The organism is Pseudomonas sp. Tav-5-1A (assembly GCF_055755055.1).
On sequence record NZ_CM146901.1, the window covers coordinates 1,039,179 to 1,065,760 of the forward strand.

At 70.4% G+C, this 26,582-nt stretch carries 4 protein-coding genes; 3 read left to right on the top strand and 1 reads right to left on the bottom strand.

All coding sequences use genetic code 11. The features are described from left to right. The first annotated feature begins 25 nt into the window (after positions 1-25). The 3 genes from AC0J42_RS04700 to AC0J42_RS04710 all read left to right on the top strand — a co-directional run bounded on the left by AC0J42_RS04700 (position 26) and on the right by AC0J42_RS04710 (position 26,015). Positions 26-10,801 (top strand): amino acid adenylation domain-containing protein, encoded by a 10,776-nt coding sequence (locus AC0J42_RS04700; RefSeq protein ID WP_473005384.1) that lies wholly within the window; start codon positions 26-28, stop codon positions 10,799-10,801. Positions 10,802-10,986: 185 nt separating this feature from the next. After that, positions 10,987-25,020 (top strand): non-ribosomal peptide synthase/polyketide synthase, encoded by a 14,034-nt coding sequence (locus AC0J42_RS04705; RefSeq protein ID WP_473005385.1) that lies wholly within the window; start codon positions 10,987-10,989, stop codon positions 25,018-25,020. A 26-nt stretch (positions 25,021-25,046) separates the two neighbouring features. Continuing rightward, positions 25,047-26,015: an alpha/beta hydrolase gene (locus AC0J42_RS04710; protein WP_473005386.1), complete on the top strand. Its 969-nt coding sequence runs from the start codon at positions 25,047-25,049 to the stop codon at positions 26,013-26,015. Positions 26,016-26,207: 192 nt separating this feature from the next. Here the strand turns inward: AC0J42_RS04710 and AC0J42_RS04715 are convergent, their stop codons facing one another. Next, on the bottom strand, positions 26,208-26,435 hold the full coding sequence (locus AC0J42_RS04715; RefSeq protein WP_473005387.1) for a type II toxin-antitoxin system Phd/YefM family antitoxin: 228 nt from the start codon (positions 26,433-26,435) through the stop codon (positions 26,208-26,210). Between the last annotated feature and the right edge of the window lie 147 nt (positions 26,436-26,582).

Here is a 26,582-nt window from a genome sequence, read left to right on the forward strand (position 1 = left end):
CGACACGGTCGAGAGACGGGACGACATGAACCAATTCATCGAAAATCAGGACGACGAACTGCTGGCGCTGCTGCTTGCCGAGGAAGCGGGCGAGCCAGGCATTCCCAGGCGTCCCGATGAAGGCAGTGCGCCCCTGTCGTTCTCCCAGCAGCGCCTGTGGCTGCTGCACCGCTACGACCCGGCCGCGGCCCAGTACAACCTGCCGCGGGCGCTGCGCCTGGAAGGCGAGGTGGACGTGGCGGCGCTGGAGCAGGCGTTCCAGGCGCTGATCCAGCGCCATGAAGTGTTCCGCACCCGCTTCGTCGAAGTCGACGGCCAGCCGCGCCAGGTCATCGAGCCCCACGTGAGCTTCCAGCTGCACCGCGAGGAGAAGGTCGACTGCAGCCAGATCAACGCGCGCATCCGCGCCGAGGCCGCCATTCCGTTCGTGCTCGACCGCGCGCCGTTGCTGCGTGCCACGCTGCTGTCGTGCGCCGACGAGTGCGAGCAGGTGCTGCTGTTCACCCTGCACCACATCGTCTCCGACGCCTGGTCCAACGCCATCCTGGTGCGCGACCTGTCGGTGGCCTACGCCGCCGCCCTGGGCCAGGCCGACGCGCGCCTGCCGGTGCTGGAGGTGCAATACGCCGACTACGCCGCCTGGCAGCGCCAGCGCTATGAACAGGGCCACGCCCAGGCCGCTGCCGACTACTGGCGCGGCTACCTGGGCAGCCACCTGCCGGTGCTGAACCTGCCGCTGGACCACCCGCGCCCGGCCATCCAGGGCCACCGCGGCGAGTCGCTGCAGGTGCAGTTGCCCGACGCCCTGCTGGCGCGCCTGCGGGTCTTCTGCCAACAACAGGCATGCACGCCGTTCGTGTTGTTGCTGGGCGCTTGGCAGGCGCTGCTGGCGCGCCACAGCGGCCAGGACAGCTTCGCCGTGGGCGTGCCCAACGCGGCGCGCAACCAGCGCGAGATCCAGGAGCTGGTGGGCTTCTTCGTCAACACCCAGGTGTACCGCGCCGACTTCAGCCAGCCGCTGAGCGCCCGGGACCTGTGCCGGCGCCTGCGGGCCGAGGCCATGCAGGCGCTGGAGTACGCCGACTACCCCTTCGAACTGCTGCTCGACCACCTGCAGGTCGAGCGCAGCCTCAGCCACAGCCCGGTGTTCCAGACCCTGTTCAACCTGCGCAACCAGGACGACAGCACCCGCCTGCAGCTGCCGGGCCTGAACGTGGAAGTGATGACGCTGCCCAGCGTCACCGCCAAGTTCGACCTGTCCCTGGACGTAGCCCTGGGCGAGCACCTGCTGTGCACCCTTGAATACGACCGCGACCTGTTCGCCGCCAGCACCATCGCCCGCCTGGCCGGGCACTACGAGCACCTGCTGGACTACATGCTCGACCACCCCGATGCTTGCCTGGACGACGCGCCGCTGCTTGGCCAAGCCGAGCGCGAGCAACTGCAGGCCTGGAGCCAGGGTGGCCCGGCCCACGCCATGAGCGCGCCGGTGCACCGCCTGTTCGAACAGCAGGCAGCGCTGCGCCCAGACGCCCTGGCGGTGCTGTTCGACGACCGCCAGCTGACCTACGCCCAGCTCGACACCCGCGCCAACCACCTGGCCCTGCTGCTGCGCCAGCGCGGCGTAGGCGCCGACGTGATGGTGGGCGTGGCCGCCGAGCGCAGCCCGGAGCTGGTGGTGGCGCTGTTGGCCATCCTCAAGGCCGGCGGCGCCTACGTGCCCATGGACCCCGACTACCCGGCCGAGCGCCTCAAGCACATGCTCGACGACAGCGGCATCGGCCTGCTGCTGACCCAGGCACGGGTGCTGGCCAAGCTGCCGCTGGCCGGCCGCGCGCTGGACGTGCTCGACCTCGACGCCCTGGACCTGCGCCAGCCGGTGGCCCTGGCACCGGCCGCGCTGGACGCCGAGCACCTGGCGTACGTGATCTACACCTCCGGCTCCACCGGCAAGCCCAAGGGCGCCGGCAACAGCCACGGCGCGCTGTTCAACCGCCTGGCGTGGATGCAGCAGGCCTATGACCTGAGCGCTGCCGATAACGTGCTGCAGAAGACCCCGTTCAGCTTCGACGTGTCGGTGTGGGAATTCTTCTGGCCGCTGATGACCGGCGCCACCCTGACCCTGGCGCTACCCGGCGAACACCGCGACCCGGCGGCGCTGATCCGGCGCATCCGCCAGCAGGGCATCACCACCCTGCATTTCGTGCCCTCGATGCTCCAGGCGTTCATGGCCGAGCCCGACGTGGCCCGCTGCACCAGCCTGCGCCTGATTGTGTGCAGTGGCGAGGCGCTGCCCGCCGACCTGGCCGCGCGCACCCTGAAAGCGCTGCCCAACGCCGAGCTGGTCAACCTCTATGGCCCCACCGAGGCGGCCATCGACGTCACCCACTGGACCTGCCGTCTCGACGGCCGCGACAGCGTGCCCATCGGCCGCCCCATCGACGGCCTGAGCACCCAGGTGCTGGACAAGCGCCTGCAACCGGTGCCCATTGGCGTGGCCGGCGAGCTGTACCTGGGCGGCGTCGGCCTGGCGCGCGGCTACCACCAGCGCCAGGCGCTGACCGCCGAACGCTTCGTGCCCGCCGCCGACGGCAGCGGCCGCCTGTACCGCACCGGCGACCTGGTGCGCTGGCGCGAAGGCGGCATCATCGAGTACCTGGGGCGCCTGGACCACCAGGTGAAAATTCGCGGTTTGCGCATCGAGTTGGGCGAAATCGAAGCCTGCCTGCTCGAATCCGGGCTCACCCGCGAAGCCGTGGTGCTGGCAGTGGACGGCGTGGCTGGCTCGCAGCAGCTGGTGGCCTACGTGGTCGGTGACAGCGGCGTCGAGGCGCCGCTGCGCGCCTGGCTGGCCGAGCGCCTGCCGGACTTCATGGTGCCGGCGCACCTGATCAGCCTGGCGCAGATGCCCCTGAGCCCCAACGGCAAGCTGGAGCGCAAGGCGCTACCACTGCCCCAGGCGCAGGTGCAGGCCTACGTGGCGCCCCAAGGCGAGCGTGAAATCGTCATGGCCGGCATCTGGCAGCAGGTGCTGGGCATTGAACAGGTGGGCGCCAACGACAACTTCTTCGAACTGGGCGGTGACTCGATCATCGCCATCCAGGTGGTCAGCCGCGCCCGCCAGGCGGGCCTGCTGCTGGCCCCGCGCGACCTGTTCCAGCACCAGACCCTGGCGGCCCTGGCCCAGGCGGCCCGACAGGCCGAAGCCCCGCAAGTGGAGCAGGCCCCCGTGACCGGCGCCAGCCGCCTGCTGCCGTTCCAGACGCGTTTCTTCGCCACCCAGATTGCCCAGCGCCAGCACTGGAACCAGTCGGTGATGCTCGGCTTCAACCGCACCATCATCGGCGAACACCTGCGCCAGGCCCTGCACCTGCTGCTCGAACATCACGACGCCCTGCGCCTGCGCTTCGACGCCCAGGGCCAGGCCCAGCACGCCGCCCCCGGGCAGAACGTGCTATGGCAAGTGGCAGTGGCCGACCAGGCTGAATTGGAGGCCGCGACCGAACAGGCGCAAAACAGCCTCGACCTGCTCAACGGCCCGCTGCTGCGCGCCGTGCAGCTGCAACTGTGGGACGGCAGCCAGCGCCTGTTGCTGGTGGTGCACCACCTGGTGGTGGACGGCGTGTCGTGGCGCATCCTGCTCGAAGACCTGCAGCTCCTGTGCCGGCAGCTCGCCGACGGCGCGCGGCCGCAGTTGCCGCCGCGCACCACCGCCCTGCGTGACTGGGCCGATGCCCTGCACCGCCAGGCCGGCAGCGCGCAATTGGCCGCGGAGTTGTCCTGGTGGCAGGCGCAGCTGGCCGACAACCGGGTTGAACAGCTGGTGGCCACGCCCCAGGCGCAGGCCTGCCAGCGCGACCTGCAAGTGATCGAGACCGGCCTGGATGCCGAGCGCACCCGGCAGCTGCTGCGCCAGGCCCCGGCGGCCTACCGCACCCAGGTCAACGACCTGCTGCTGACCGCCCTGGCCCGCGCCTGGCAGCGCTGGAGCGGGCAGGCGGCGGTGCATGTGGAACTGGAAGGCCACGGCCGCGAGCAGGAGTGGGTCGACGGCGCCGACCTGAGTCGCACCGTCGGCTGGTTCACCAGCACCTACCCGCTGCGTCTGCAGGCCGCCAGCGACATGGGCGAGTCGATCAAGGCCATCAAGGAACACCTGCGCCAGGTGCCCAACCGCGGCATCGGCCATGGCGTGCTGGCCTGGCTGTCGCCCCACGGCGAAGCCTTGCGCGCGCTGCCGGCGCCGCGCATCACCTTCAACTACCTGGGCCAGTTCGACCAGAGCTTCGGCGACGACGCGCTGCTGTACCCGGCCGCCGAAAGCAGTGGCCGCAACAGTGACCCGGAGGCGCCACCGGGCAACTGGCTGAGCATCAACGGCAGCATCAGCGAGGGCTGCCTGCGCCTGGCCTGGAGCTTCGCCCCACAGTGGTTCAGCGCCCCGCAGGTGCAGGGCCTGGCCGACGCCTGGCAGCTGGAACTGCGCAGCCTGATCGAACACTGCGTCAGCCCCGCAGCCGGCGGCCTGACGCCCTCGGACTTCCCCCTGGCGCGCCTGACCCAGGCGCAGCTGGACAACCTGCCGGTGCCCGCCGCGCAGATCGAGGACATCTACCCGCTGTCGCCGATGCAGCAGGGCATTCTGTTCCACAGCGTGTTCACGCCCACCGCTGGCGCCTACATCAACCAGCTGCGGGTGGACGTGCAGGGCCTGGACCTGGCGCGGTTCCGCGCGGCCTGGCAGGCGGCGCTGGACGCGCACCCGGTGCTGCGGTGCGGCTTTGCCTGGGAAGGCGAGGGCGACGCAGCGCTGCAGATCGTGCACCGCCACGTCAGCCTGGTGCTGGAGCAGGGCAGTGCGGTCGAGGACGCGGAGCAGGTGGCCCGCGCCGAACGTCAGCGCGGCTTCGACCTGCGCCGGCCGGCGTTGATACGCCTGCGCCTGGTGCGCCTGGCCGACGGCGGCCAACAGCTGATCTGGACCTGCCACCACCTGCTGCTGGACGGCTGGAGCCAGTCGCAGCTGCTGGGCGAGGTGCTGCAACGCTACGCCGGCCAGGCGCCGAGCCGCAGCGCCCCGGCCTACCGCGACTACATCCAGTGGCTTGGCCAGCGCCCCAGCAGCGAAAGCTTCTGGCGTGCCAACATGGGCGAGCTGCAGGAGCCGACCTACCTGGCCAACCTGCTGGCCTACGAAGGCAACGGCGACAGCGGCCAGGCCGAGGTGCAGGTGCAGCTCGACGCTGCACGCACCGCGCAGTTGCAGGCCTTCGCCCGCCAGCGCCACGTGACCTTCAACACCCTGGTGCAGGCCGCGTGGCTGTTGCTGCTGCACCGCTACAGCGGCCAGGCCACCGTGGCCTTCGGCGCCACCGTGGCCGGGCGCCCGGCGCAGCTGCCGGGCATCGAACAGCAGCTGGGGCTGTTCATCAACACCCTGCCGGTGGCGGCCACGCCGCAGCCGCTGCTCAGCGTCGACGCCTGGCTGGCCCAGGTGCAGCAGCTGAACCTGGACCTGCGCGAGCACGAGCACACGCCGCTGTACGACATCCAGCGCTGGCTGGGCTACAGCGGCCGTGGGCTGTTCGACCACGTGCTGGTGTTCGAGAACTACCCTGTCAGCGAAGCCCTGCAGCAGGGCGCGCCAGCGGGGGTGAGTTTCGCCAACGCGCGCGCCACCGAGCAGTCCAGCTACCCGCTGATGCTGATGGTCAACCTCGCGGAGCAACTGCACCTGCGCTTCACCTTCGACCTGGCCAGCTTCGACCGCGAGGCCATGGCGCGCCTGGCCGGGCACTTCCAGCACCTGCTGCTGGCCATGGCCGAGGACGCCGCGCGGCCGCTGGCCGAGCTGCAATTGCTGGGCGATGCCGAGCGCCAGCAACTGCTGCAACGTGGCGTGCAGGGCGGCCCGGCGCTGGCCGCCGCCAGCCTGGTGCCGCTGTTCGAGCGGCAGGCCGCGCAGGCGCCGGCCAGCCTGGCGCTGATCGCCAGCGACCAGACCCTGGACTACGCCGCGCTCAACCGCCGCGCCAACCGCCTGGCCCGCGCCCTGCGTGCCTCCGGCGTGCAGCCCGACGACCGCGTGGCCGTGGCCTGCGAGCGCGACAGCCAGCTGCTGGTGGCCTTGCTGGCGGTGCTCAAGGCCGGTGCCGCCTACGTGCCGCTGGACCCCGAATTCCCCGCCGAGCGCCTGGGCCACATGCTCGCCGACAGCGGCGCGCGCCTGCTGCTGACCCAGCAGCACCTGCTGGCCGAGCTGCCCGCGCACCCCAACACCTGGTGCCTGGACCGTGACCAGGCGCTGTGGGCCGACGAGGACGCCAGCGACCTTGCGCCCGTCACCCAGCCCCAGCACCTGGCGTACGTGATCTACACCTCCGGCTCCACCGGCCGGCCCAAGGGCGTGGCGGTCAGCCACGGCGCACTGCTCAACTTCCTCGACAGCATGGCCGAGCAACCGGGCCTGGCGGCGGGCGAGCGCATGCTGGCGCTGACCTCGCTGTCATTCGACATCGCCGGCCTGGAGCTGTACCTGCCGCTGACCCGTGGCGCCAGCGTGGTGCTGGTGGACCGCGACAGCGCCCGTGACCCGCAGTGCCTGTGGGCGGCCATCGAGCAGCACCAGGTGCGCAGCATCCAGGCCACGCCATCGACCTGGCGCATGCTCGCCGACCATCCGCAGCTGGCGGCAAAGCTTGCCGGGCGCCAGGTGCTGTGCGGCGGCGAAGCGCTGCCCGCCGACCTGGCCCAGCGCCTGATTGCCGCCGCCGGGCACGTGTGGAACCTCTACGGCCCCACCGAGACCACCATCTGGTCGGCGCGCCGCCGCCTCGACCCGCAGCAACCGCAGCCGTGGCTCGGCGAACCCATCGCCCACACCGGCCTGTACGTGCTGGACGCCTACCTGCAACCGCTGCCCCAAGGCGTGGCCGGCGAGCTGTTCATCGGCGGCCAGGGCCTGGCCCGCGGTTACCACGGCCGCGCCGACCTGACCGCCGAGCGCTTCGTGCCGGACCCGCAAGGGCACGGCCGCCTGTACCGCACCGGCGACCTGGCGCGCTGGCGCGCCAACGGCCAGCTGGAATACGTGGGCCGTATCGACCAGCAGGTGAAGGTGCGCGGCTTCCGCATCGAGCTGGGCGAAATCGAAGCGCAGCTGCTGCGCCAACCTGGCGTGCGCGAAGCGGCCGTGGTCGCCCGCAGCGTGGGCCAGGGCCAGCAACTGGTGGGCTACGTGGTCGGCGAGGCGCTGGACCTGAACGCCCTGAAGGCCGCGCTCAAGCAGCAGCTGCCCGACTACATGGTGCCGGCGCAACTGCTGCAGCTGGCCGCCATGCCCCTGACCCCCAACCGCAAGCTCGACCGCAAGGCCCTGCCGGCACCGGACTGGCAAGGGCAGGCGTACCAGGCGCCCGAAGGCCCTCGCGAAACCCTGCTGGCCCAGATCTGGGCCCAGGTGCTGGGGCTGGACAAGGTCGGCGTGCTGGACAACTTCTTCGAACTGGGCGGCGACTCCATCGTCACCATCCAGGTGGTGGGCAAGGCGCGCCAGGCCGGGCTGGTGTTCAGCCCCAAGGCACTGTTCGAACAGCCTACCGTGCGTGCCCTGGCCGCTGTGGTTGAAGCCGTGGCGGCCAGCACCGAGGACGACGCGCCGCTGCTGGTGCTCGACGACGCCCAGCGCGCGGCCTTGCCGGCCGGCGTCAGCACGGCGTTGCCGCTGACGCCCATGCAGCACGGCATGCTCTTCCATCAACTGCTCGACAACCGCGACGGCGTGTACGTCAACCAGCTGCGGGTGGACGTGGAAGCGGTGGACGCCGAGCGCCTGCGCCACGCCTGGCAAGCGGCGCTGGACGCCCACGACAGCCTGCGCACCGGCTTCTGCTGGCAGGGCCTGGACACCCCGCTGCAATGGGTGCAGCCGGCGCTGACCCTGCCGTTGCAGGTGCTGGACTGGCGCAATGCTTTCGACAGCCAGGCCCTCGACCGCCTGGCCGCCGACGACCAGGCCCGCGGCTTTGCCCTCGACCAGCCGCCGTTGCTGCGCCTGACCCTGGTGCGTTGCGACGAGCAGCGCTACCACCTGATCTACACCCACCACCATATCCTCATGGACGGCTGGAGCACCGCGCAACTGCTGGGCGAGGTGATGCAGCGCTACCTCGGCGAGGCGCCGCCGGCCAGCCCCGGCCGCTACGGCGATTACCTGCGCTGGCTGCAGCGCCGCGACCCGGCCGCCACCGAGCAGTTCTGGGACCAGCAGCTGGCAGCGCTGGAGGCGCCCACGCGGCTCGCCGATTGCCTGGTGAAGCCCCAGGGCGGCGAGGGCTTCGGCCAGCAGGAAGTCCACCTGCCGCTGGCCGCGCTGGCCGCGTTCGCGCGCAGCCGCCAGGTCACGGTCAACACGCTGCTGCAGGCGGCCTGGGCCATCGTGCTGCAGCGCTACAGCGGCCAGCCGGCGGTGGCGTTTGGCGCCACGGTGGCGGGGCGGCCGCCGGAGCTGCCGGGCATCGACCGGCAGTTGGGGCTGTTCATCAACACCTTGCCGGTGGTGTCAGTGCCCGCGCCGCACCTGCCTGTCGGCCAATGGTTGCAGCAGGTGCAGGCGCAGGCCGTGGCCCTGCGCGAATTCGAGCACACGCCGCTGTTCGAACTGCAACGCCGCCATGGCGACGGCGAGGCGCTGTTCGACAGCCTGCTGGTATTCGAAAACTTCCCGGTGGCCGAAGTGCTGGAGCGCGCCGACAGCCCGGTGCGCTTCTCGGGCGCAGGCATCCAGGGCAACACCAACTACCCGCTGACGCTGATGGCGTCCTTGGGCGACAGCCTCAAGCTGGCGTTCAACTACCGCCGCAGCCATTTCAGCGAACTGGCCGTGCAGGGCCTGGCCAGCCAGCTGCAGACCCTGCTGCTGGCGATGCTCGAAGACCCGGCGCGGCCCCTGGGCGAGCTGCCGTTGCTGGACGCCGCCAGCCAGCGCGCGCTGGTGCTGGACTGCAACTGCAGCGCCATGGCCTACGACCCGGCGCACAGCCTGCACCAGTTGATCGAGGCGCAGGCAGCGCGCAGCCCCGACGCGGTGGCAGTGATCGCCGCCGACGGCCAGCTCAGCTACGCGCAACTCAACGCCCGGGCCAACCGCCTGGCCGGCTACCTGCGCGAGCAGGGCGTAGGCCCGGACGTGGCGGTGGGCATCGCCCTGGAGCGCGGCGCCGCCTTGCCGGTGGCCTTGCTGGCGGTGATGAAGGCCGGTGGTGCCTACGTGCCCATGGACCCCGAGTTCCCCCGCGAGCGCCTGGCGCACATGCTTGAGGACAGCGGCCTGAGCCTGCTGCTCAGCGAGCGGCGCCTGCTGGCGGCGCTGCCAACCACCCAGGTGCCGACCTTCTGCATGGACGACCTTGACGGCCTGGCGCACTACGCTGCCGACAACGGCCCAGCCCTGGGGCACCCCGAGCACCTGGCCTACGTCATCTACACCTCCGGCTCCACCGGCAAGCCCAAGGGCGTGGCGGTGCGCCAGGGCGGGCTGGTCAATTTCCTGCACAGCATGGCCGCCGAGCCGGGCCTGACGGCGACTGATCGGGTACTGGGGCTGACCTCGCTGTCGTTCGACATCTCGGCGCTGGAGCTGTACCTGCCGTTGCTGGTGGGCGGCGCCGTGGTGCTGGTGGAACGCATGGCGGCCAAGGACCCGGCGCGCCTGCTGGAGGTGATCGAGCAGTATGGCGTCACTGTGATCCAGGCCACGCCGTCGAGCTGGGGCATGCTCGCCAGCCACGAGGGCTTCAGCCGCCTGCGCGGCAAGCGGTTCTTCTGCGGCGGCGAGGCGCTGTCCACCGAACTGGCCGCGCGCCTGGGTGAACAGGCGGCGCAGCTGTGGAACCTCTACGGCCCCACCGAGACCACCATCTGGTCGGCGCTGAACCGCGTGCACGGCCGCCCGGACCTGGGCGGGCCGCTGGCCAACACCCAGCTGCACGTGCTCGATGACAGCCTCAACCCGGCGCCGCCGGGCGTGGCCGGCGAGCTGTACATCGGCGGCGACGGCCTGGCGCGGGGTTACCACGCGCGCCCTGGGCTGACCGCCGAGCGCTTCGTCGCCGACCCGTTCAGTGCCAGCGGCGCGCGCCTGTACCGCACCGGCGACCTGGCGCGGCGCCGCGCCGATGGCGTGCTGGAGTACCTGGGACGTATCGACCAGCAGGTGAAAATCCGTGGCCTGCGCATCGAGCTGGGTGAAATCGAAGCCTGCCTGCTGGCCCAGGCCGACGTCGCGGACGCCGCCGTGGTTGCCCGCGAGTCGGCGTACGGCAAGCAGCTGGTGGGTTACGTCACCGGCGTCGATGACAGCCGCCTGGATGCGCTCAAGGCGCAGCTGCGCCGCGGCCTGCCGGACTACATGGTGCCCGCGCAACTGCTGGCGCTGCCGCGCATGCCGCTGACCCCCAACGGCAAGCTCGACCGCAAGGCCCTGCCGGCGCCGGATTGGCAGCCGCGCGACTACGTGGCCCCGCGCACCGAGACCGAGCAGCTGCTGGCCGACATCTGGGCCCAGGTGCTGGGCCTTGCGCAGGTGGGGGTGACCGACAACTTCTTCGAACTGGGCGGCCACTCGCTGCTGGCCACGCAGGTGTTCACCCGCCTGCAAAGTACCTTGCAGGTGTCGTTGAGCCTGCGCCAGGTGTTCGAAGTCGCCACCGTCGCCGAGCTCGCCGAGCTGGTCGACGCCGCCCGCGCCCCGCAACCCACCACCGACCTGGACGACCTGATGGCCCGCCTGGAGGCCCTTTGACGCGCATTACCCCGTAGCCGCTGCCGCCAGGCTGCGCTGGCCCTCGAACCACGCTGGAGATCTCCAGCGTACTCTGGGGCCAGCGCAGCCTTCGGCAGCGGCTACGGGCGTTTGTGCATCCGCAACCGTTAACGATTCCCCTTCCCATTTCGTCTTGAATCACAAAGAACCCGGAATTCCTTGTGATGAACCCAGACCAATCCCTCGCCCTTGCCAAGCGTTTCATTGCCCTGCCCCTGGAAAAGCGCCGCCTGTTCCTGAGCAGCCTGCGCAATGACGGTGTCGACTTCGCCCTGTTCCCCATCCCCGCGCACAGCCATGCCGGTGACGAGCGCGAGCTGTCGTACGCCCAGCGGCGCATGTGGCTGCTGTGGAAACTGGAGCCCGCAAGTTCCGCCTACAACGTGGCCACCGCCGTGCGCCTGCGCGGCAACGTCGACCGCCAGGCGCTGGGCGTGGCCCTGCAGGCGCTGGTGGCGCGCCACGAAACCCTGCGCAGCCGCTTCGTCGAGGACGGCGCCTCCATTCGCCTGCAAGTGCTGCCGGCCGAGCAGGCCAGGGTCGAGCTGGCCGTGGAGACGGTCAGCGAAGACCAGCTGCAGGCCCGCTGCCGCGCCGCCAGCCGCGAACCCTTTGACCTGGCCAGCGGCCCGCTGCTGCGCGCGCAGCTGTTCGTGCTGGGCGCGGACGACTACCTGCTGAGCCTCACACTGCACCACATCATCACCGACGGCTGGTCCATGAACCTGCTGCTGGACGAGCTGGTTAAAGGCTACCTGGCCGGCCCAGCCCACGCCCCGCAGGCACTGCCCATCCAGTACAGCGACTACGCCCTGTGGCAGCGCTCGTGGCTGGAGGCGGGCGAGGCCGAGCGCCAGCTCGACTACTGGAAAACCACCCTGGCCGACGAGCAGCCGGCCCTGGAACTGCCCATCGACCGCCCGCGCGGCCGTGACTGGCAAGGGCAGGGCGAGCGCCATCACTTCAGCCTTGATGCCGGCCTGGTCAAGGGCCTGCGCGCGTTGGCTACCCAAGCCCGGGCGACCTTGCCGATGGTGCTGCTGGCGGCGTTCAACGCCGTGCTCTACCGCTACAGCGGCCAGGACGACATTCGCGTGGGCATGCCGGTGGCCAACCGCAACCGCCGCGAAACCGAGACGCTGCTGGGCTTCTTCGTCAACACCCTGGTGCTGCGCACCCGCCTGGATAGCCGCCAGGGCTTCCGGCACCTGCTGAACCAGGTGCGCGACACCCTGATCAACGCGCAAAGCCATCAGGACGTGCCCTTCGAACAACTGGTGGAGCGCCTGGCGCCCACCCGCAGCCTGAGCCGCAACCCGCTGTTCCAGGTGCTGTTCAACCACCAGCGGCAGACCGTCGACGCCCAGCGCCAGTTGGGGGGGCTGCGCATCGAGTCGTTCAGCAACCCCGAATGCTCGGTGAATTTCGAGCTGGTGCTGGACGTCATCGAAACCCCGACCGGCGCGGTGAACGCGCTGCTGACCTACCCGCAGGCGCTGTTCGACGCCAGCACCATCGCCCGCATCGCGGCTGCGTTCACCGGCCTGCTGCACGCCGTGGTCGACGCCCCGGACACGGCGCTGGGCGCCTTGCTGCAAGGCGACGGCGGCAGCACCGCCCTGGCCCATGACGCGCCGCTGCCAGCGGCCGGCGCCTGGGTGCACGAGAGCATCGCCGCCATGGCCCGCCGCCAGCCCGACGCCCCGGCCGTCAGCGGCGCCGGGCGTAGCCTGACGTTCGCCGAACTGGACCGCGCCGCCAACCGCCTGGCCCACCACCTGATCGCCCAGGGCGTGGGCGCAGAGACGCTGGTGGGCGTGGCTATGCCGCGCTCACCCGAGCTGATCGTCGCGCTGCTGGCGGTGATGAAGGCCGGTGCGGCTTATTTGCCGCTGGACGCCAGCTACCCACGTCAGCGCCTGGAATACTTGATGGCCGACTCGGGCATGGCCCTGCTGTTGAGCCACGCCAGCCTGCTCGATGCGCTGCCGGTGCCCGCCGGCGTGCCCGCGTTGGCCGTGGAGCAGCTGGACCTCGGCGCGCTGCCCGACACTGCCCCCGCCGTGGCGCTGCATGCCGGCAGCCTGGCGTACCTGATCTACACCTCCGGGTCCACCGGCCAGCCCAAAGGCGTGGCCGTGGCCCATGGCCCGCTGGCCATGCACTGCGCCGGCATTGGCCGGCGCTATGAAATGACCCCAGCCGACCGCGAATTCCACTTCATGTCATTCGCCTTCGACGGCGCCCACGAGCGCTGGCTGACCCCGCTCAGCCACGGCTCCAGCCTGTTCCTGCGTGACGACGCGTTGTGGAGCGTGGAGCAGACCTGGCGCGCCCTGCACGACGAGCGCATCAGCGTGGTGGCGTTCCCGCCGGCCTACCTGCAACAGCTGGCCGAGCATGGCGCGGTGCACGGCAACCCGCCGCCGGTGCGTATCTACTGCTTCGGCGGCGACGCCGTGGCCGAGGCCAGCCTGGCCCACGTGCGCCAGCACCTGGCGCCGCAGTACGTGATCAACGGCTACGGGCCGACCGAAACCGTGGTCACCCCGCTGCTGTGGAAAGCCCCGGCCGAGCTGCCGTGCGGCGCGCCTTACGCGCCCATCGGCCATGGCGTGGGTGCGCGTACCCTGCACGTGCTGGACGCCGACCTTAATCCGGTGCCCCAGGGGGTCTCGGGTGAACTGTACCTGGGCGGCGAAGGCGTGGCCCGTGGTTACCACCAGCGCCCGGGCCTGACCGCCGAGCGCTTCGTCGCCGACCCGTTCAGCCAGGGCGGGCGCCTGTACCGCACCGGTGACCGCGTGCGCGTGCGCGCCGATGGCACCGTCGATTACCTGGGGCGCATCGACCAGCAGGTGAAGGTGCGCGGCTTCCGCATCGAGCTGGGCGAGATCGAAACCCGCCTGCGCGAAGTGCCGGGCGTCGGCACCGCCGTGGTGGTGGCCCGCGACACGCCGGCCGGCAAGCAACTGATCGGCTACCTGGAAGGCCAGGACAGCGCCGAGTTGCAGGCTGCCATCGACGCCCACCTGCAACGCCATCTGCCGGACTACATGATTCCCGCGCGGCTGGTGCTGTTGCAGCGCCTGCCGCTGAACGCCAACGGCAAGATCGACCGCCACGCGCTGCCCGAGCCGCAGTGGACCAGCATCGCCTACCGCGCCCCAGAAACCGAGGATGAAGCACTGCTGGCCGAAATCTGGGCCAGCCTGCTGGGCGTGGAACAGGTGGGCCTGGACGATGACTTCTTCGCCCTCGGCGGCCACTCGCTGCTGGCGGTGCAGGCGGTGTCGCGCATCAAGCAGGTGCTGGAGCTGGACGTGCCGGTGCGCCTGCTGTTCGACGCGTCGCGCTTGCAGGACTGCGCCGCGCGCCTGCGCGACAGTGGCGGGGTCCAAGCGCCAGCGCTGCTGGCCGGGCCACGCCCCGAACGCCTGCCGCTGGCCAGTAACCAGGCGCGCCTGTGGTTTATCTGGCAGCTGGAACCCGAAAGCACCGCGTACCACATCAACAGCGGCCTGCGCCTGCTGGGTGCCCTCGACCAGCCGGCGCTGGAGCAGGCGTTCAACCGCGTGCTGGCCCGCCACGAAAGCCTGCGCACGCGCCTGGTGGACGATGGCCAGGGCCCGCAGCAACTGATCGACGCGCCGTGGACGTTCGAGCTGCCGGCCCGCCGCGTGCTACCGGCGGACGCCCGCGCCGAGGCCGGGCACCTGTTGCGCCAGCCGTTCGACCTGCAGCAAGGCCCGCTGCTGCGCGCAGAACTGCTGCAACTGGAGGAACAGGAGCACTGGCTGCTGCTGAGCATGCACCACATCGTCTCTGACGGTTGGTCGATGCAGGTGCTGATCGACGAGCTGACCCAGGCCTACGCCGCGCTGACGGCCGAGCGCGAGCCGCAGTGGCCGGCGTTGCCGCTGCAATACGCCGACTACGCCCTGTGGCAGCACCAGTGGCTGGCAGCGGGCGAGGGCCAGCGCCAGCTGGACTACTGGCGCACGCAGCTGGGCAACGAGCACCCGGTGCTGGAGTTGCCCGGCGACCACCCGCGCCCCGCGCGCGCCAGCCATCGGGGCGCGGTGTGGTCGTTCGAACTGGACGTGGCGCGCGCCGAACGCCTGCGCGAACAGGCGCGGCAACAGGGCGCCACGCCGTTCATGTGGTTGCTGGCCGCCTTCAAGACGCTGCTGTACCGCTACAGCGGCCAGGCCGACCTGCGCATCGGCGTGCCCCAGGCCAACCGCCAGCGCCTGGAGACCGAAGGCCTGATCGGCTTCTTCGTCAACACCCAGGTGCTGCGCAGCCAGCTCGACGGCCGCGCGCCGTTCACCCAGCTGCTGGCTCAGGTGCGCGACGTGACCCTGCAGGCCCAGGCCCACCCGGACCTGCCGTTCGACCAACTGGTGGAGGCCCTGCAACCGCCGCGCAGCCTCAGCCACAACCCGCTGTTCCAGGTGATGTTCAGCCACCTGCCGGCCACCCGCGGGCTGGAGCGTATTGCCCAGTCGGGGCTGCAGATTGCAGCGCTGCCCAGCCATGAGGAGACCCTGCAGTTCGACCTGCAGCTGTACACCCGCGACACCGCCGAGGGCGGCCTGCGTGGCGCGCTCAGCTATGCCTTGGACCTGTTCGAGGCCAGCAGTATCGAACGCCTGGGCGGCCATTGGCTGCAGCTGATCGACGCGCTGCTGGCCGACCCGGCGCAGCCGCTGGACAGCGTGCCGCTGCTGACCGAGGCCGAGCGCGAGCAGATTGTTCATGGCTTCAACGCCACCGCCCGCAACTACAGCGCCACCGCGCTGCTGCCCGAGCTGCTGGTACAGCAACGCCACGCCAGCGCCGACGCCATCGCCCTGGTGCACGGCGACCAGCGCCTGAGCTACGCCGAGCTGCACGCCCGCGCCAACCGCCTGGCCCACCGCCTGCACGCCCAGGGCATTGGCCGTGACGACCTGGTGGGTATCGCCGCCCTGCGCTCAGTGGAACTGGTGGTGGGCCTGCTGGGCATCATCAAAGCTGGCGCCGCCTACCTGCCCATGGACCCCGAATACCCGCCCGAGCGCCTGGCCTACATGCTCGAAGACAGCGGCGTGAAACTGCTGCTGACCCAGCGCGCGTTGCTCGACAGCCTGCCGCCGGTGGGCGCCGCCGAGCGCTGGTGCCTGGACGACGGCAGTGACGCCGCCTGGCCCGCCCATGAGCCGCTGCTGGACACCCAACCCGGCCAGTTGGCGTATTGCATCTACACCTCCGGTTCCACCGGCAAGCCCAAGGCCGCCGGCAACAGCCATGAGGCCCTGCACAACCGCCTGGTGTGGATGCAGCAGGCCTACCAGTTGACTGCCACCGACCGCGTGCTGCAGAAGACCCCGTTCAGCTTCGACGTGTCGGTGTGGGAGTTCTTCTGGCCGCTGATGACCGGCGCCACGCTGGTGATGGCCGACCCCGGCGCCCACCGCGACCCGGCGGCGCTGCAAGCGGTGATCGAGCGCGAGCAGGTCACCACCCTGCATTTCGTGCCGTCCATGCTGCAGCTGTTCATTGCCGCCGGCGCCCTGCGCGGCGGCTGCCCGAGCCTGACGCGCATCATCTGCAGCGGCGAGGCGCTGTCCCACGACCTGCAGAGCCAGTGCCTGGCCGAGCACCCGGCGGCGCTGTACAACCTCTACGGACCCACCGAGGCGGCCATCGACGTCACCCACTGGACCTGCCGCCTGGAGCCCGGCCAGTTCGCCGTGCCCATTGGCGAGCCCATCGCCAACACCGCCATTCATATTCTCGACGCCGAGCTGCAACCGGTGCCGGTGGGCGTCACCGGCGAGCTGTACATCGGCGGCATCAACCTGGCGCGCGGCTACCTGGGCCGCCCGGCGCTGACCGCCGAGCGCTTCGTGCCCAACCCCTTCGGCGCCGGCCGCCTGTACCGCAGCGGCGACCTGGCGCGCTACCGCGACAGCGGCGTGATCGAGTACGCCGGGCGCATCGACCACCAGATCAAGGTGCGCGGCCTGCGCATCGAGCTGGGCGAAATCGAAGCCTGCCTGCTGGAACAGCCCGGCGTGCGCGAAGCCGTGGTCATCGACCGCGCCTCGCCCCAGGGCGTGCAACTGATCGGCTACCTGGTGGGCGAGGCGCTGGCCCTGGACGCCATCCGCGACGTGCTGCGCGCGCGGCTGCCGGACTACATGGTGCCGGCGCAGCTGATCGCGCTGGCGCAGATGCCGCTGTCGCCCAACGGCAAGCTGGAACGCCGCCTGTTGCCGGAACCGCACTGGCAGAGCCGCGCTTATGAAGCGCCGCAAGGGGCCACCGAAGTGCTGGTGGCCCAGGTGTGGGCCGAGGTGCTGGGCGTGGCCGAGGTGGGCCGTGGCGACGACTTCTTCGCCCTGGGCGGCCACTCGCTGCTGGCGATTCGCATGGTCTCGCGCCTGCGCCAGGCACTGAACCTGGAACTGGCGGTGCGGCAGGTCTTCGACACCCCGCAGCTGGCGGATTTCGCCCGCGCCCTGGGCGGCATCGCCAGCCCGTCGATTCGCCTGCAACGCCGCGAACGCCCGGTCTTGCTGCCGCTGTCCCACGCCCAGAGCCGCCTGTGGTTCCTGTGGCAGATGGAGCCGCGCAGCAGCGCCTACAACATGCCCATGGCCCTGCGCCTGCGTGGCACACTGCACATCGAGCGCCTGCGCGAGGCCTTCGGGCAACTGGTGGGGCGCCACGAAACCCTGCGCACCACCTTCGCCACGGTCGATGGCCAGGCGGTGCAACGCATTCACCCCAGCATCGCCCTGGACATGCCGCAGATCGACCTCGGCGCCTTGCCCGCCGAGCAACGCCAGGCCCGCGCCCGCGAGCTGGCGCTGCACGAGGCCCGCGAGCCGTTCGACCTGCACAACGGCCCGCTGATTCGCGTGCAGCTGCTGCGCCTGGACGCAGAAGAACATCATCTGCTGCTGACCCTGCACCACAGCATCAGCGACGGCTGGTCGCTGACCGTGCTGGTGGACGAGCTGGCCAGCCTGTACCGCCAGGTGGCCCCGGCGCCGCTGCCGTTGCAGTACGCCGACTACGCCCTGTGGCAGCGCGACTGGCTGGCCGGCCCTGAAGGCGAGCGCCAGGTAGCCTACTGGCAACAGCAGTTGCAGGGCGCGCCAGCGGTGCTGGAGTTGCCCGGCGACTTCCCGCGCCCGGCTGAGCAAAGCTACCGCGGCGCCAACCTGCGCTGGCGCCTGCCGCGCGAGACCGGCCTGGCCCTGCGCGCGCTGAGCCAGGCGCAGCAGGCCACGCCGTTCATGACTGCCTTGGCGGTGTTCAACGTGCTGCTGTACCGCTACAGCGGCCAGGACGACCTGTGCCTGGGCGTGCCCATCGCCAACCGCCAGCGCGGCGAGACCGAAGGCCTGATCGGCTTCTTCGTCAACACCCAGGTGCTGCGCACGCGGCTCGACGCCGAGCAGCCGTTCGCGGCGCTGCTGCAACAGGTCAAGGCCACTGCGTTGCAGGCCCAGGCCCATCAGGATTTGCCGTTTGAGCAGCTGGTGGAGATTGTGCAGCCGGCCCGTTCGCTGAGCCACAACCCGCTGTTCCAGGTGCTGTTCAGCCACGAGCGGCACGCCCGCGAGCGCCGGGTGGAACTGGACGGCCTGAGCCTGGAAGCCATGGGTGGCGACAGCGCCACCGCGCAGTTCGACCTGTCGCTGTTCATGGATGAGAACGCCGACGACTCGCTGACCTTCAATTTCAACTACGCCACCGACCTGTTCAGCGCCGCCACGGTGCAGCGCCTGAGTGCGCATTTCACCCGCCTGCTGACGGCCGTGTTGCAGGCACCCGAGCTGCCGGTGGGGCAACTGCCGCTGCTGGACGCCGCTGAACAGCAGGCGCGCCTGGCGTCGGTCAACGACAGCGCGCGCCAGTACCCGGCCCTGCACTTCGAACACTGCGTGGCCGAGCAGGCCCGGCGCACGCCGCAGGCCGTGGCGGTCAGCGATGGCCGCCAGGCGCTGAGCTTCGCCGAGCTGGACGCCCGCGCCAACGCCCTGGCCGTGCGCCTGCAAGCGGCTGGCGTGGGCCCTGACGTGGCGGTGGCGGTGTGCCTGGAACGCACCAACGCCTTGCTGGTGGCGCTGCTGGCGGTGTTCAAGGTCGGTGGCGCCTACGTGCCGCTGGACCCCGAATTCCCTGCCGAACGCCTGGCGCACATGGTGGCGGACAGCGGCAGCCCGCTGCTGCTGACCCAGACCTCGTTGCTGCCGTTGGCGGCGCAGCTGGGCCATGGCGGCGCGACCTGGAGCCTGGATACGCTGGCGCTGGCGCCGGTCGAGCAAGCGCCGCAGCACGCGGCGTTGCTGTCGAACCTGGCGTACGTGATCTACACCTCCGGCTCCACCGGCAAGCCCAAGGGCGTCGAAGTCAGCCGCGGCGGCCTGGTCAACTTCCTCCACAGCATGGCCGAAGCGCCGGGCCTGGCGGCCGGGCAGAAGATGCTGGCGCTGACCTCGCTGTCGTTCGATATCGCCGCGCTGGAGCTGTACCTGCCGCTGCTCACCGGTGCCAGCGTGGTGCTGGTGGACCGCGACACCGCCCGCGACCCGCAACGGCTGATCGAGGTGATCGACGCCGAGCAGGTGGACGCGGTGCAGGCGACGCCGTCGACCTGGCGGCTGCTCAGCGAGCAGCCGGCGTTCGCGCGCCTGCACGGCCGCACCCTGTTGTGCGGCGGCGAGGCGCTGCCGGCCGACCTGGCCGCGCGCCTGCTGGCGCTGCAAGGCCCGCTGTGGAACGTCTACGGCCCCACCGAAACCACCATCTGGTCGGCGCGCAACCTGCTCAGCGTCGGGCAGCCGCGCCCCGACCTGGGGCTGCCGCTGGCCAACACCACGCTCTACGTGCTCGACGCCGCCCTGGTGCCAGTGCCCGTGGGCGTGATTGGCGAGCTGTACATTGGTGGCGCTGGCCTGGCCCGGGGTTACCACGGCCGGCCGGAACTGACCGCCGAACGCTTCGTGCCGGACCCGTTCGGTGCACCGGGCCAGCGCCTGTACCGCACCGGCGACCTGGTGCGCTGGCGTGAAGGTGATGCCCTGGAGTACGTCGGCCGCGCCGACCAGCAGGTGAAACTGCGCGGCTTCCGTATCGAGCTGGGCGAGATCGAAGCGCTGCTGCTGGCCCAGCCCGGCGTGCGCGAAGCCGCCGTGGTGGTGCGCGCCACGCCGCACGGCCAGCAACTGGTGGGCTACGCCGTGGCCGCCGACGCCGAGCCGCAAGCGCTGCGCGAGGCCCTGCGCGAACGCCTGCCCGAGTACATGGTGCCGGCGCAGATCGTGCTGCTGGAGCGCATGCCGCTGACTCCCAACCGCAAGCTCGACCGCCGTGCGCTGCCCGAGCCGGTGTGGCAGGCCCGCGCCTACCGCGCCCCGGCCAGCGCCACCGAGCAACAGCTCGCCGCCATCTGGGCCGAGCTGCTGGGCCTTGAGCAGGTGAGCCTGGACGACAACTTCTTCGACCTGGGCGGCGACTCCATCATCTCCATCCAGGTGGTCAGCCGCGCCCGCGACGCCGGCTTGCAGCTGACGCCCAAGGACCTGTTCCAGCACCAGCGCCTGGAGCAGCTGGCGGCCCAGGCCAGCCCGCTGCAAGCAGTGGCCGGGTTGACCGAGCAGGTCCGCCATGTGCCCGGCACGCCGCTGTTGGCCGAGCACTTCCCGTTCACCGGCCTCGACCAGGCGCAACTGGACGCCCTGGACCTGGACCCGGCACGGGTGGAGGCCATCCTGCCGCTGTCGCCGATGCAGCAGGGCATGCTGTTCCACAGCGTCGAGGTGCAAGAGGCCGGGCTGTACGTCAACCAGCTGAACATTGGCATCCAGGGCCTGGACGCCGCGCGCTTCCGCCAGGCCTGGGCCGAGGTCAGCCAGGCCCACGACAGCCTGCGCAGCCTGTTCCTGTGGCAGGGCCTGGCCCAGCCGTTGCAGGTAGTGCTCACCGACGCGCCACTGCCGGTGCGCGAAGTGGACCTGCGCGGCCAGGCCGTGACCCCGGCGCTGATCGAGCAGCACGTGCTGGCCGAACGCGCCCAGCGCTTCGACTGGCAGCAGCCACCGCTGCAACGGCTGTTGCTGCTGCGCCTGGACGAATCTCACTACCGCCTGATCTGGACCTACCACCACATCGTGCTGGACGGCTGGAGCGTGTCGCTGCTGATCGGCCAGGTGCTGCGCCGCTACCTGGGCGGTGACAAGCCTGCGGTCAGCGGCCGTTACGGCGACTACATCGCCTGGCTGCAGGCCCAGGATGAAAACGCCGCCCAGGCGTTCTGGCAGGCACAGTTGCAGGTGCTGGAACAGCCGACGCTGCTGGCCCAGGCCGTGGTCGACGCGCCGCAGGGCCGCGGCCATACCGCGCTGTACTCGCGCCTGGACAAGGCGCGCACCGAGCGCCTGCGCCAGTTCGCCCGCCAGCAGCGGGTGACCCTCAACACCCTGATCCAGGGCGCGTGGCTGCTGCTGTTGCAGCGCTACACCGGCCAGCGCACCGTGGCCTTCGGCGCCACCGTGTCGGGCCGCCCGGCCAGCCTGCCGGGGGCGGAAAACCTGCTGGGGCTGTTCATCAACACCCTGCCCATCGCCCAGACCCTGGCCCCTGAACAGGCCCTGGGCGACTGGCTGCGCGCGCTGCAGGACTACAACCTGCGCGCCCGCGACTTCGAATACACGCCGCTGGGGCAGATTCAGCGCTGGTCCGGCCAGGCCGGGCAGGCGCTGTTCGACAGCATCATCGTGTTCGAGAACCAGCCGGTGGACCGCCTGCTGCGTGACTGGGACAACAGCGAGCTGCGCTTCGACGTGGGCCAGGGCTTTGGCGTGACCGACTTCGCCATGGACCTGATGGTGACCCTGGGCGAAGGCCTGGAAATCGAGTACATGTACCGCCGCGAGCAGTTCGCCGAGTCGGCGGTGCTGCGCCTGCGCGAGCACCTGGAAGGCCTGCTGGAGACCCTGCTTGAGGACGCGACGCGGCCGCTGGGCAGCATCGGCCTGCTGACCGCCAGCGAGCGTCTGGCGCTGGAAACAGCGAACCGCTTCGAGCCGGCCGCCGCCGAGTTCGTGCATGAGCGCATCGACGCCTGGGCCGCGCACCAGCCCGAGCGCCCGGCGCTGGTGTGCGCGGGCCGTGAATTGAGTTACCAACAGCTGGCATCGCGCAGCCAGGTGCTGGCGCAGCACCTGCAACAGGCCGGCATCGGCGCCGAGGCAGTGGTGGGCATCGCCCTGCCGCGCTCGGTGGAGCTGCCGGTGGCGTTGCTGGCGGTGCTCAAGAGCGGCGCTGCCTACCTGCCGCTGGACATCGACTACCCGCCAGAGCGCCTGGCCTACCTGATGCGCGATTCGGGCATGCGCGTGCTGCTCACCGACCGCGCCACCCAGGGCCGCCTGCCGCTGCCTGAAGGGCTGGAATGCTGGGCACTTGAGGACCTGGCGGTGGACTGCGCCGGCCTGCCGCCGCTGCAACCGAAGCTGCACGCCGACAGCCTCGCGTACCTGATCTACACCTCGGGCTCCACCGGCCTGCCCAAAGGCGTGGCGGTGGCCCACGGGCCGCTGGCCATGCATTGCCAGGCGATCGGCGAGCGCTACCAGATGACCCCTGAAGACCGCGAGCTGCACTTCATGTCGTTCGCCTTCGACGGCGCCCACGAGCGCTGGCTCACGCCGCTCAGCCATGGCGGCTGCGTGGTGCTGCGTGACAACCAGCCGTGGAGCATCGAGCAGACCTGGCAGGCCTTGCATGAGCAGCGCATCAGCGTGGTGGCCTTCCCGCCGGCCTACTTGCAGCAACTGGCCGAGCAGGGCGCGCGCGAAGGCAACCCGCCGCCAGTGCGTATCTACTGCTTCGGCGGTGACGCGGTGCCCGAGGCCAGCCTGGCCCAGGTGCGCCGTTACCTGCGGCCGCAGCACGTGATCAACGGCTACGGCCCCACCGAAACCGTGGTCACCCCGCTGCTGTGGAAAGCAGCGCCCGAGACGCCGTGCGGCGCGGCCATTGCGCCCATCGGCGAGCGGGTCGGCGCGCGGACCACCTGGGTGCTGGACCCGGATCTGAACCCGGTGCCGGCCGGCACCAGCGGCGAACTGTATATCGGTGGCCAGGGCCTGGCCCGTGGTTACCACCAGCGCCCGGGCCTGAGCGCCGAACGCTTCGTTGCCGACCCGTTCAGCCAGGAGGGCGGGCGCCTGTACCGCACCGGCGACCTGGTGCGCGCCCGCGCTGACGGTACTTACGATTACCTGGGGCGTATCGACCAGCAGGTGAAGATTCGCGGCTTCCGCATCGAGCTGGGTGAGATTGAGGCGCGCCTGCGCGCCGAGCCGCAGGTGCAGGCCGCGGTCGTGGTGGCCTTGGCAACCGCCGGCGGCAAGAAGCTGGTGGGCTACGTGGCCGCCGCACGCATCGACGGCCTGGCCGAGCGGCTGCTGGCCAGCCTGCACAGCCAGCTGCCCGAGTACATGGTGCCGGCGCAGATCCTGGTGCTCAGCCAGCTGCCGCTCAATGCCAACGGCAAGGTCGACCGCAAGGCGCTGCCCGAGCCGCAGTGGCAGGGCGGCGACTACGTGGCGCCGCGCACCGCGCTGGAAGCCCAGTTGGCGGCCATCTGGGCGCAGGTGCTGGGTGTCGAGCAGGTGGGGGTGTTCGACAACTTCTTCGAGCTGGGCGGTGACTCCATCCTCAGCCTGCAACTAGTGTCCAAGGTGCGCAACAGCGAGGGCCTGGGCATCGAGATCAAGCTGCGCGACCTGATGCGCTACCAGACCATCGACGCCTTGCTGGCGCGTAGCGCCGACGATAGCGATGCCCCGCTGGTGGCGCTGGACAGCCAGCCCCAGGGCGCCGGCGAGCGCTTTGGCCTGTTGCCGATTCAGTCGTGGTTCTTCGACCAGCGCATGGCCGAGCCGCACCACTTCAACCAGGCGCTGATGCTGAGCATGGTCGCGCCGCTGGACGCCGTCGCGCTGGAGCAGGCGTTGCAGGCGCTGGTGCAGCACCACGATGCCCTGCGCCTGCGCTTCGAACAGGCCGGCGATGGCCAGTGGCAACAGCGTTATGCCGAGCATGACGCCAGCCAGGTGCTGCTGTGGGATGAACCGCTGGCGTCGGCCGCGGCCATCGAAGCCTTGGCCAACCGCGCCCAGCGCAGCCTGGACCTGCACGGCGGGCCGCTGCTGCGCGCGGTGCAGATGCACCTGCCCGACGGCACGGCGCGGCTGTTGCTGGTGATTCACCACATGGTGGTGGACGGCGTGTCCTGGCGCATCCTGCTGGACGATGTGCAGGCGCTGTACCAGGCGCAGGTCAGCGGCGTGCCGGCAAACCTGCCGGCGCGCACCAGCAGCTACCGCCTGTGGGTGGAGCGCTTGCAGGCCATGGCCGCCGACGAGCAGGGGCTGCCGTTCTGGCTGCAACTGCTGGACGACGCCCCGCGCGAGCTGCCACGCGACAACCCGCGTGGCCGCAACCTGGTGGGCGTGCGCGGCAACGCGCAGATGAACCTTGACCGCGAGCGCACCCAGGCGCTGCTCAAGCGTGTGCCGGGGGCGTTGCAGGCGCAGATCAACGACCTGTTGCTGACCGCCCTGGCCCGCGTGCTGTGCCGCTGGACCGGCGACAGTTCGGCGTTGATCCAGCTCGAAGGCCACGGCCGCGAGGACCTGTTCGCCGACCTCGACCTGAGCCGCACCCAGGGCTGGTTCACCACCATGTACCCGGTGCACTTGAAACCCGGCACCGGCAGTGATTTCGCCGAGGCGGTTGGCCGTGTGCGCCGGCAGCTGCAGCGCATTCCCGACAAGGGCATCGGCTACGGCCTGCTGCGCCACGCCGGCAGCGCCCAGGCGCGCCAGCAGTTGCAGGCCATGGCGCAGCCGCGCATCACCTTCAACTACCTGGGGCAGTTCGACCAGACCTTCGAGGGCGGCTTGTTCACCCCGGCGCGCGAGTCCATGGGCGATGTCTACAGCCCGGTGGCACAGCTGGCCAACTGGCTGGAAATCATCGGCCAGGTCTACGACGGCAGCCTCAGCCTGCGCTGCGTGTACAGCCGCAAGTGCTACCGCCCCGAGACCGTGCAGGGGCTGATGGACGCCCTGCGCGCAGAGCTTGAGCAACTGGTGGACAGCACCTTGGCGGTGGCCGCGCTATGAACCTTCTTTCGCATGGAAAACAGACAATGGCGTTGAACGCTGAACTGGCGGCCTTTCTCGACCTGGTGGACGAGGGCCGCGACGCCGGGCGCCCGGCAATGCACGAACAGACAGTGGCGCAGGCGCGCGCCGAATTCGAACGCTCTACCCAGGAGCTGGGCTGGCCGGTGGCGGGGCCGGTGACAGTCAGCGAGCACCGGTTCAGCGGCCGCGACGGCGCCCAGGTGCCGGCGCGGCTGTACCTGCCCGCCGATGTGCCGGAACGACGGCAGCCGTGGCCGGTGCTGGTGTACTACCACGGTGGCGGTTACGTGGTGGGCAGCCTCGATTCCCATGACCAGGTGTGCCGCGAGTTCTGCTGGCGCACGCCGTGCGCGGTGCTGTCGGTGGGCTACCGGCTGGCGCCGGAGCAGCCGTTCCCGGCGGCGGTGAACGACGCCGAGGACGCGTTGGTGTGGTTGTGGGAGCAGGCTCCGGCGCTGGGCCTGGACCGCAACCGCGTAGCCTTGGCGGGTGACAGCGCCGGCGCCACCCTGGCCACGGTGGCGGCGATTGCGGCGGGGCAGGGCGGGTTGCCTGTGCAGCCGTGCCTGCAAATGCTGTTCTACCCGGTGACCGATGCGGCCGGCAGCACCACCTCGGCCGACCTGTTCGACCAGGGCTACCTGCTGGAGACGCCGACGTTGGCGTGGTTCTACGACCATTACCTGCCCGACGTGGAACAACGCAGCGACTGGCGCGCCTCGCCGTTGCGCGCCGAGATCCCACCGGCCACCGCCCCGGCCTACATCGCCGTGGCCGGCTTCGACCCCTTGCTGGACGAAGGCTGCGCCTACGCCGCCCACCTGCGCGCCGCCGGCGTGCCGGTGACCCTGCACTGCCAGGCCGACCTGACCCACGACTTCCTGCGCATGGCCAGCATCACCCCGGCGGCGCTGCCCCTCTACGAAACCTTCACCGCCGTGCTCGCCCAGGCGCTCCACGCGAAAGCCTGACGCAGCCTTCGGCAGCTGCTACGGGGACGCGCGCAACCCACCGATCGCGGCCAAGGCCGGCTCCTACCCCGCACGGCGTAGGAGCCGACTTTAGTCGCGATGCAGGCAACGCGGTTGCTGTAGCAGCGGCCTCCGGCCGCGTCCAAGACGCTGCGGTGGCCAAGGCGGCAACCACCGGTCGAGCGAATTTCTCTAAAACAAGTCGGTAACAGTGGCGTCCATCTCGTCGAAGCCAGGGGGAATGACCAGATCAGGGATGAAGCCTATGCGTCGTATGCGGTCAGGGGGCGGGGCATCGTAGGGGATGATTTTGGCGATCGGCTTGCCGGCCTTGGTAATGGTGATGATCTCGCCTGCCGCCACTTGCCTCAGCAACCGCGACAGATACTTCTTGGCATCATGGATATTGTGAAGTGGCAAGGAAATACCTTTCAGGATTGGTTCGTTGTCTAGTTCACGTTCGCTGCAGCTGTACAACTTGCGGTGCGAGAGTGGACAAGAAGGCTGGAGCGAGCAAATCCAGATGTATGGCAGGAAATTTCAATTTCTCTCCGGCATAAAAAAACG

Coding starts and splice junctions, on each gene's coding strand:
- AC0J42_RS04700 (WP_473005384.1), top strand. CDS start 26: ATGAACCAATTCATCGAAAATCAGGACGACGAACTGCTGGCGCTGCTG.
- AC0J42_RS04705 (WP_473005385.1), top strand. CDS start 10,987: ATGAACCCAGACCAATCCCTCGCCCTTGCCAAGCGTTTCATTGCCCTG.
- AC0J42_RS04710 (WP_473005386.1), top strand. CDS start 25,047: ATGGCGTTGAACGCTGAACTGGCGGCCTTTCTCGACCTGGTGGACGAG.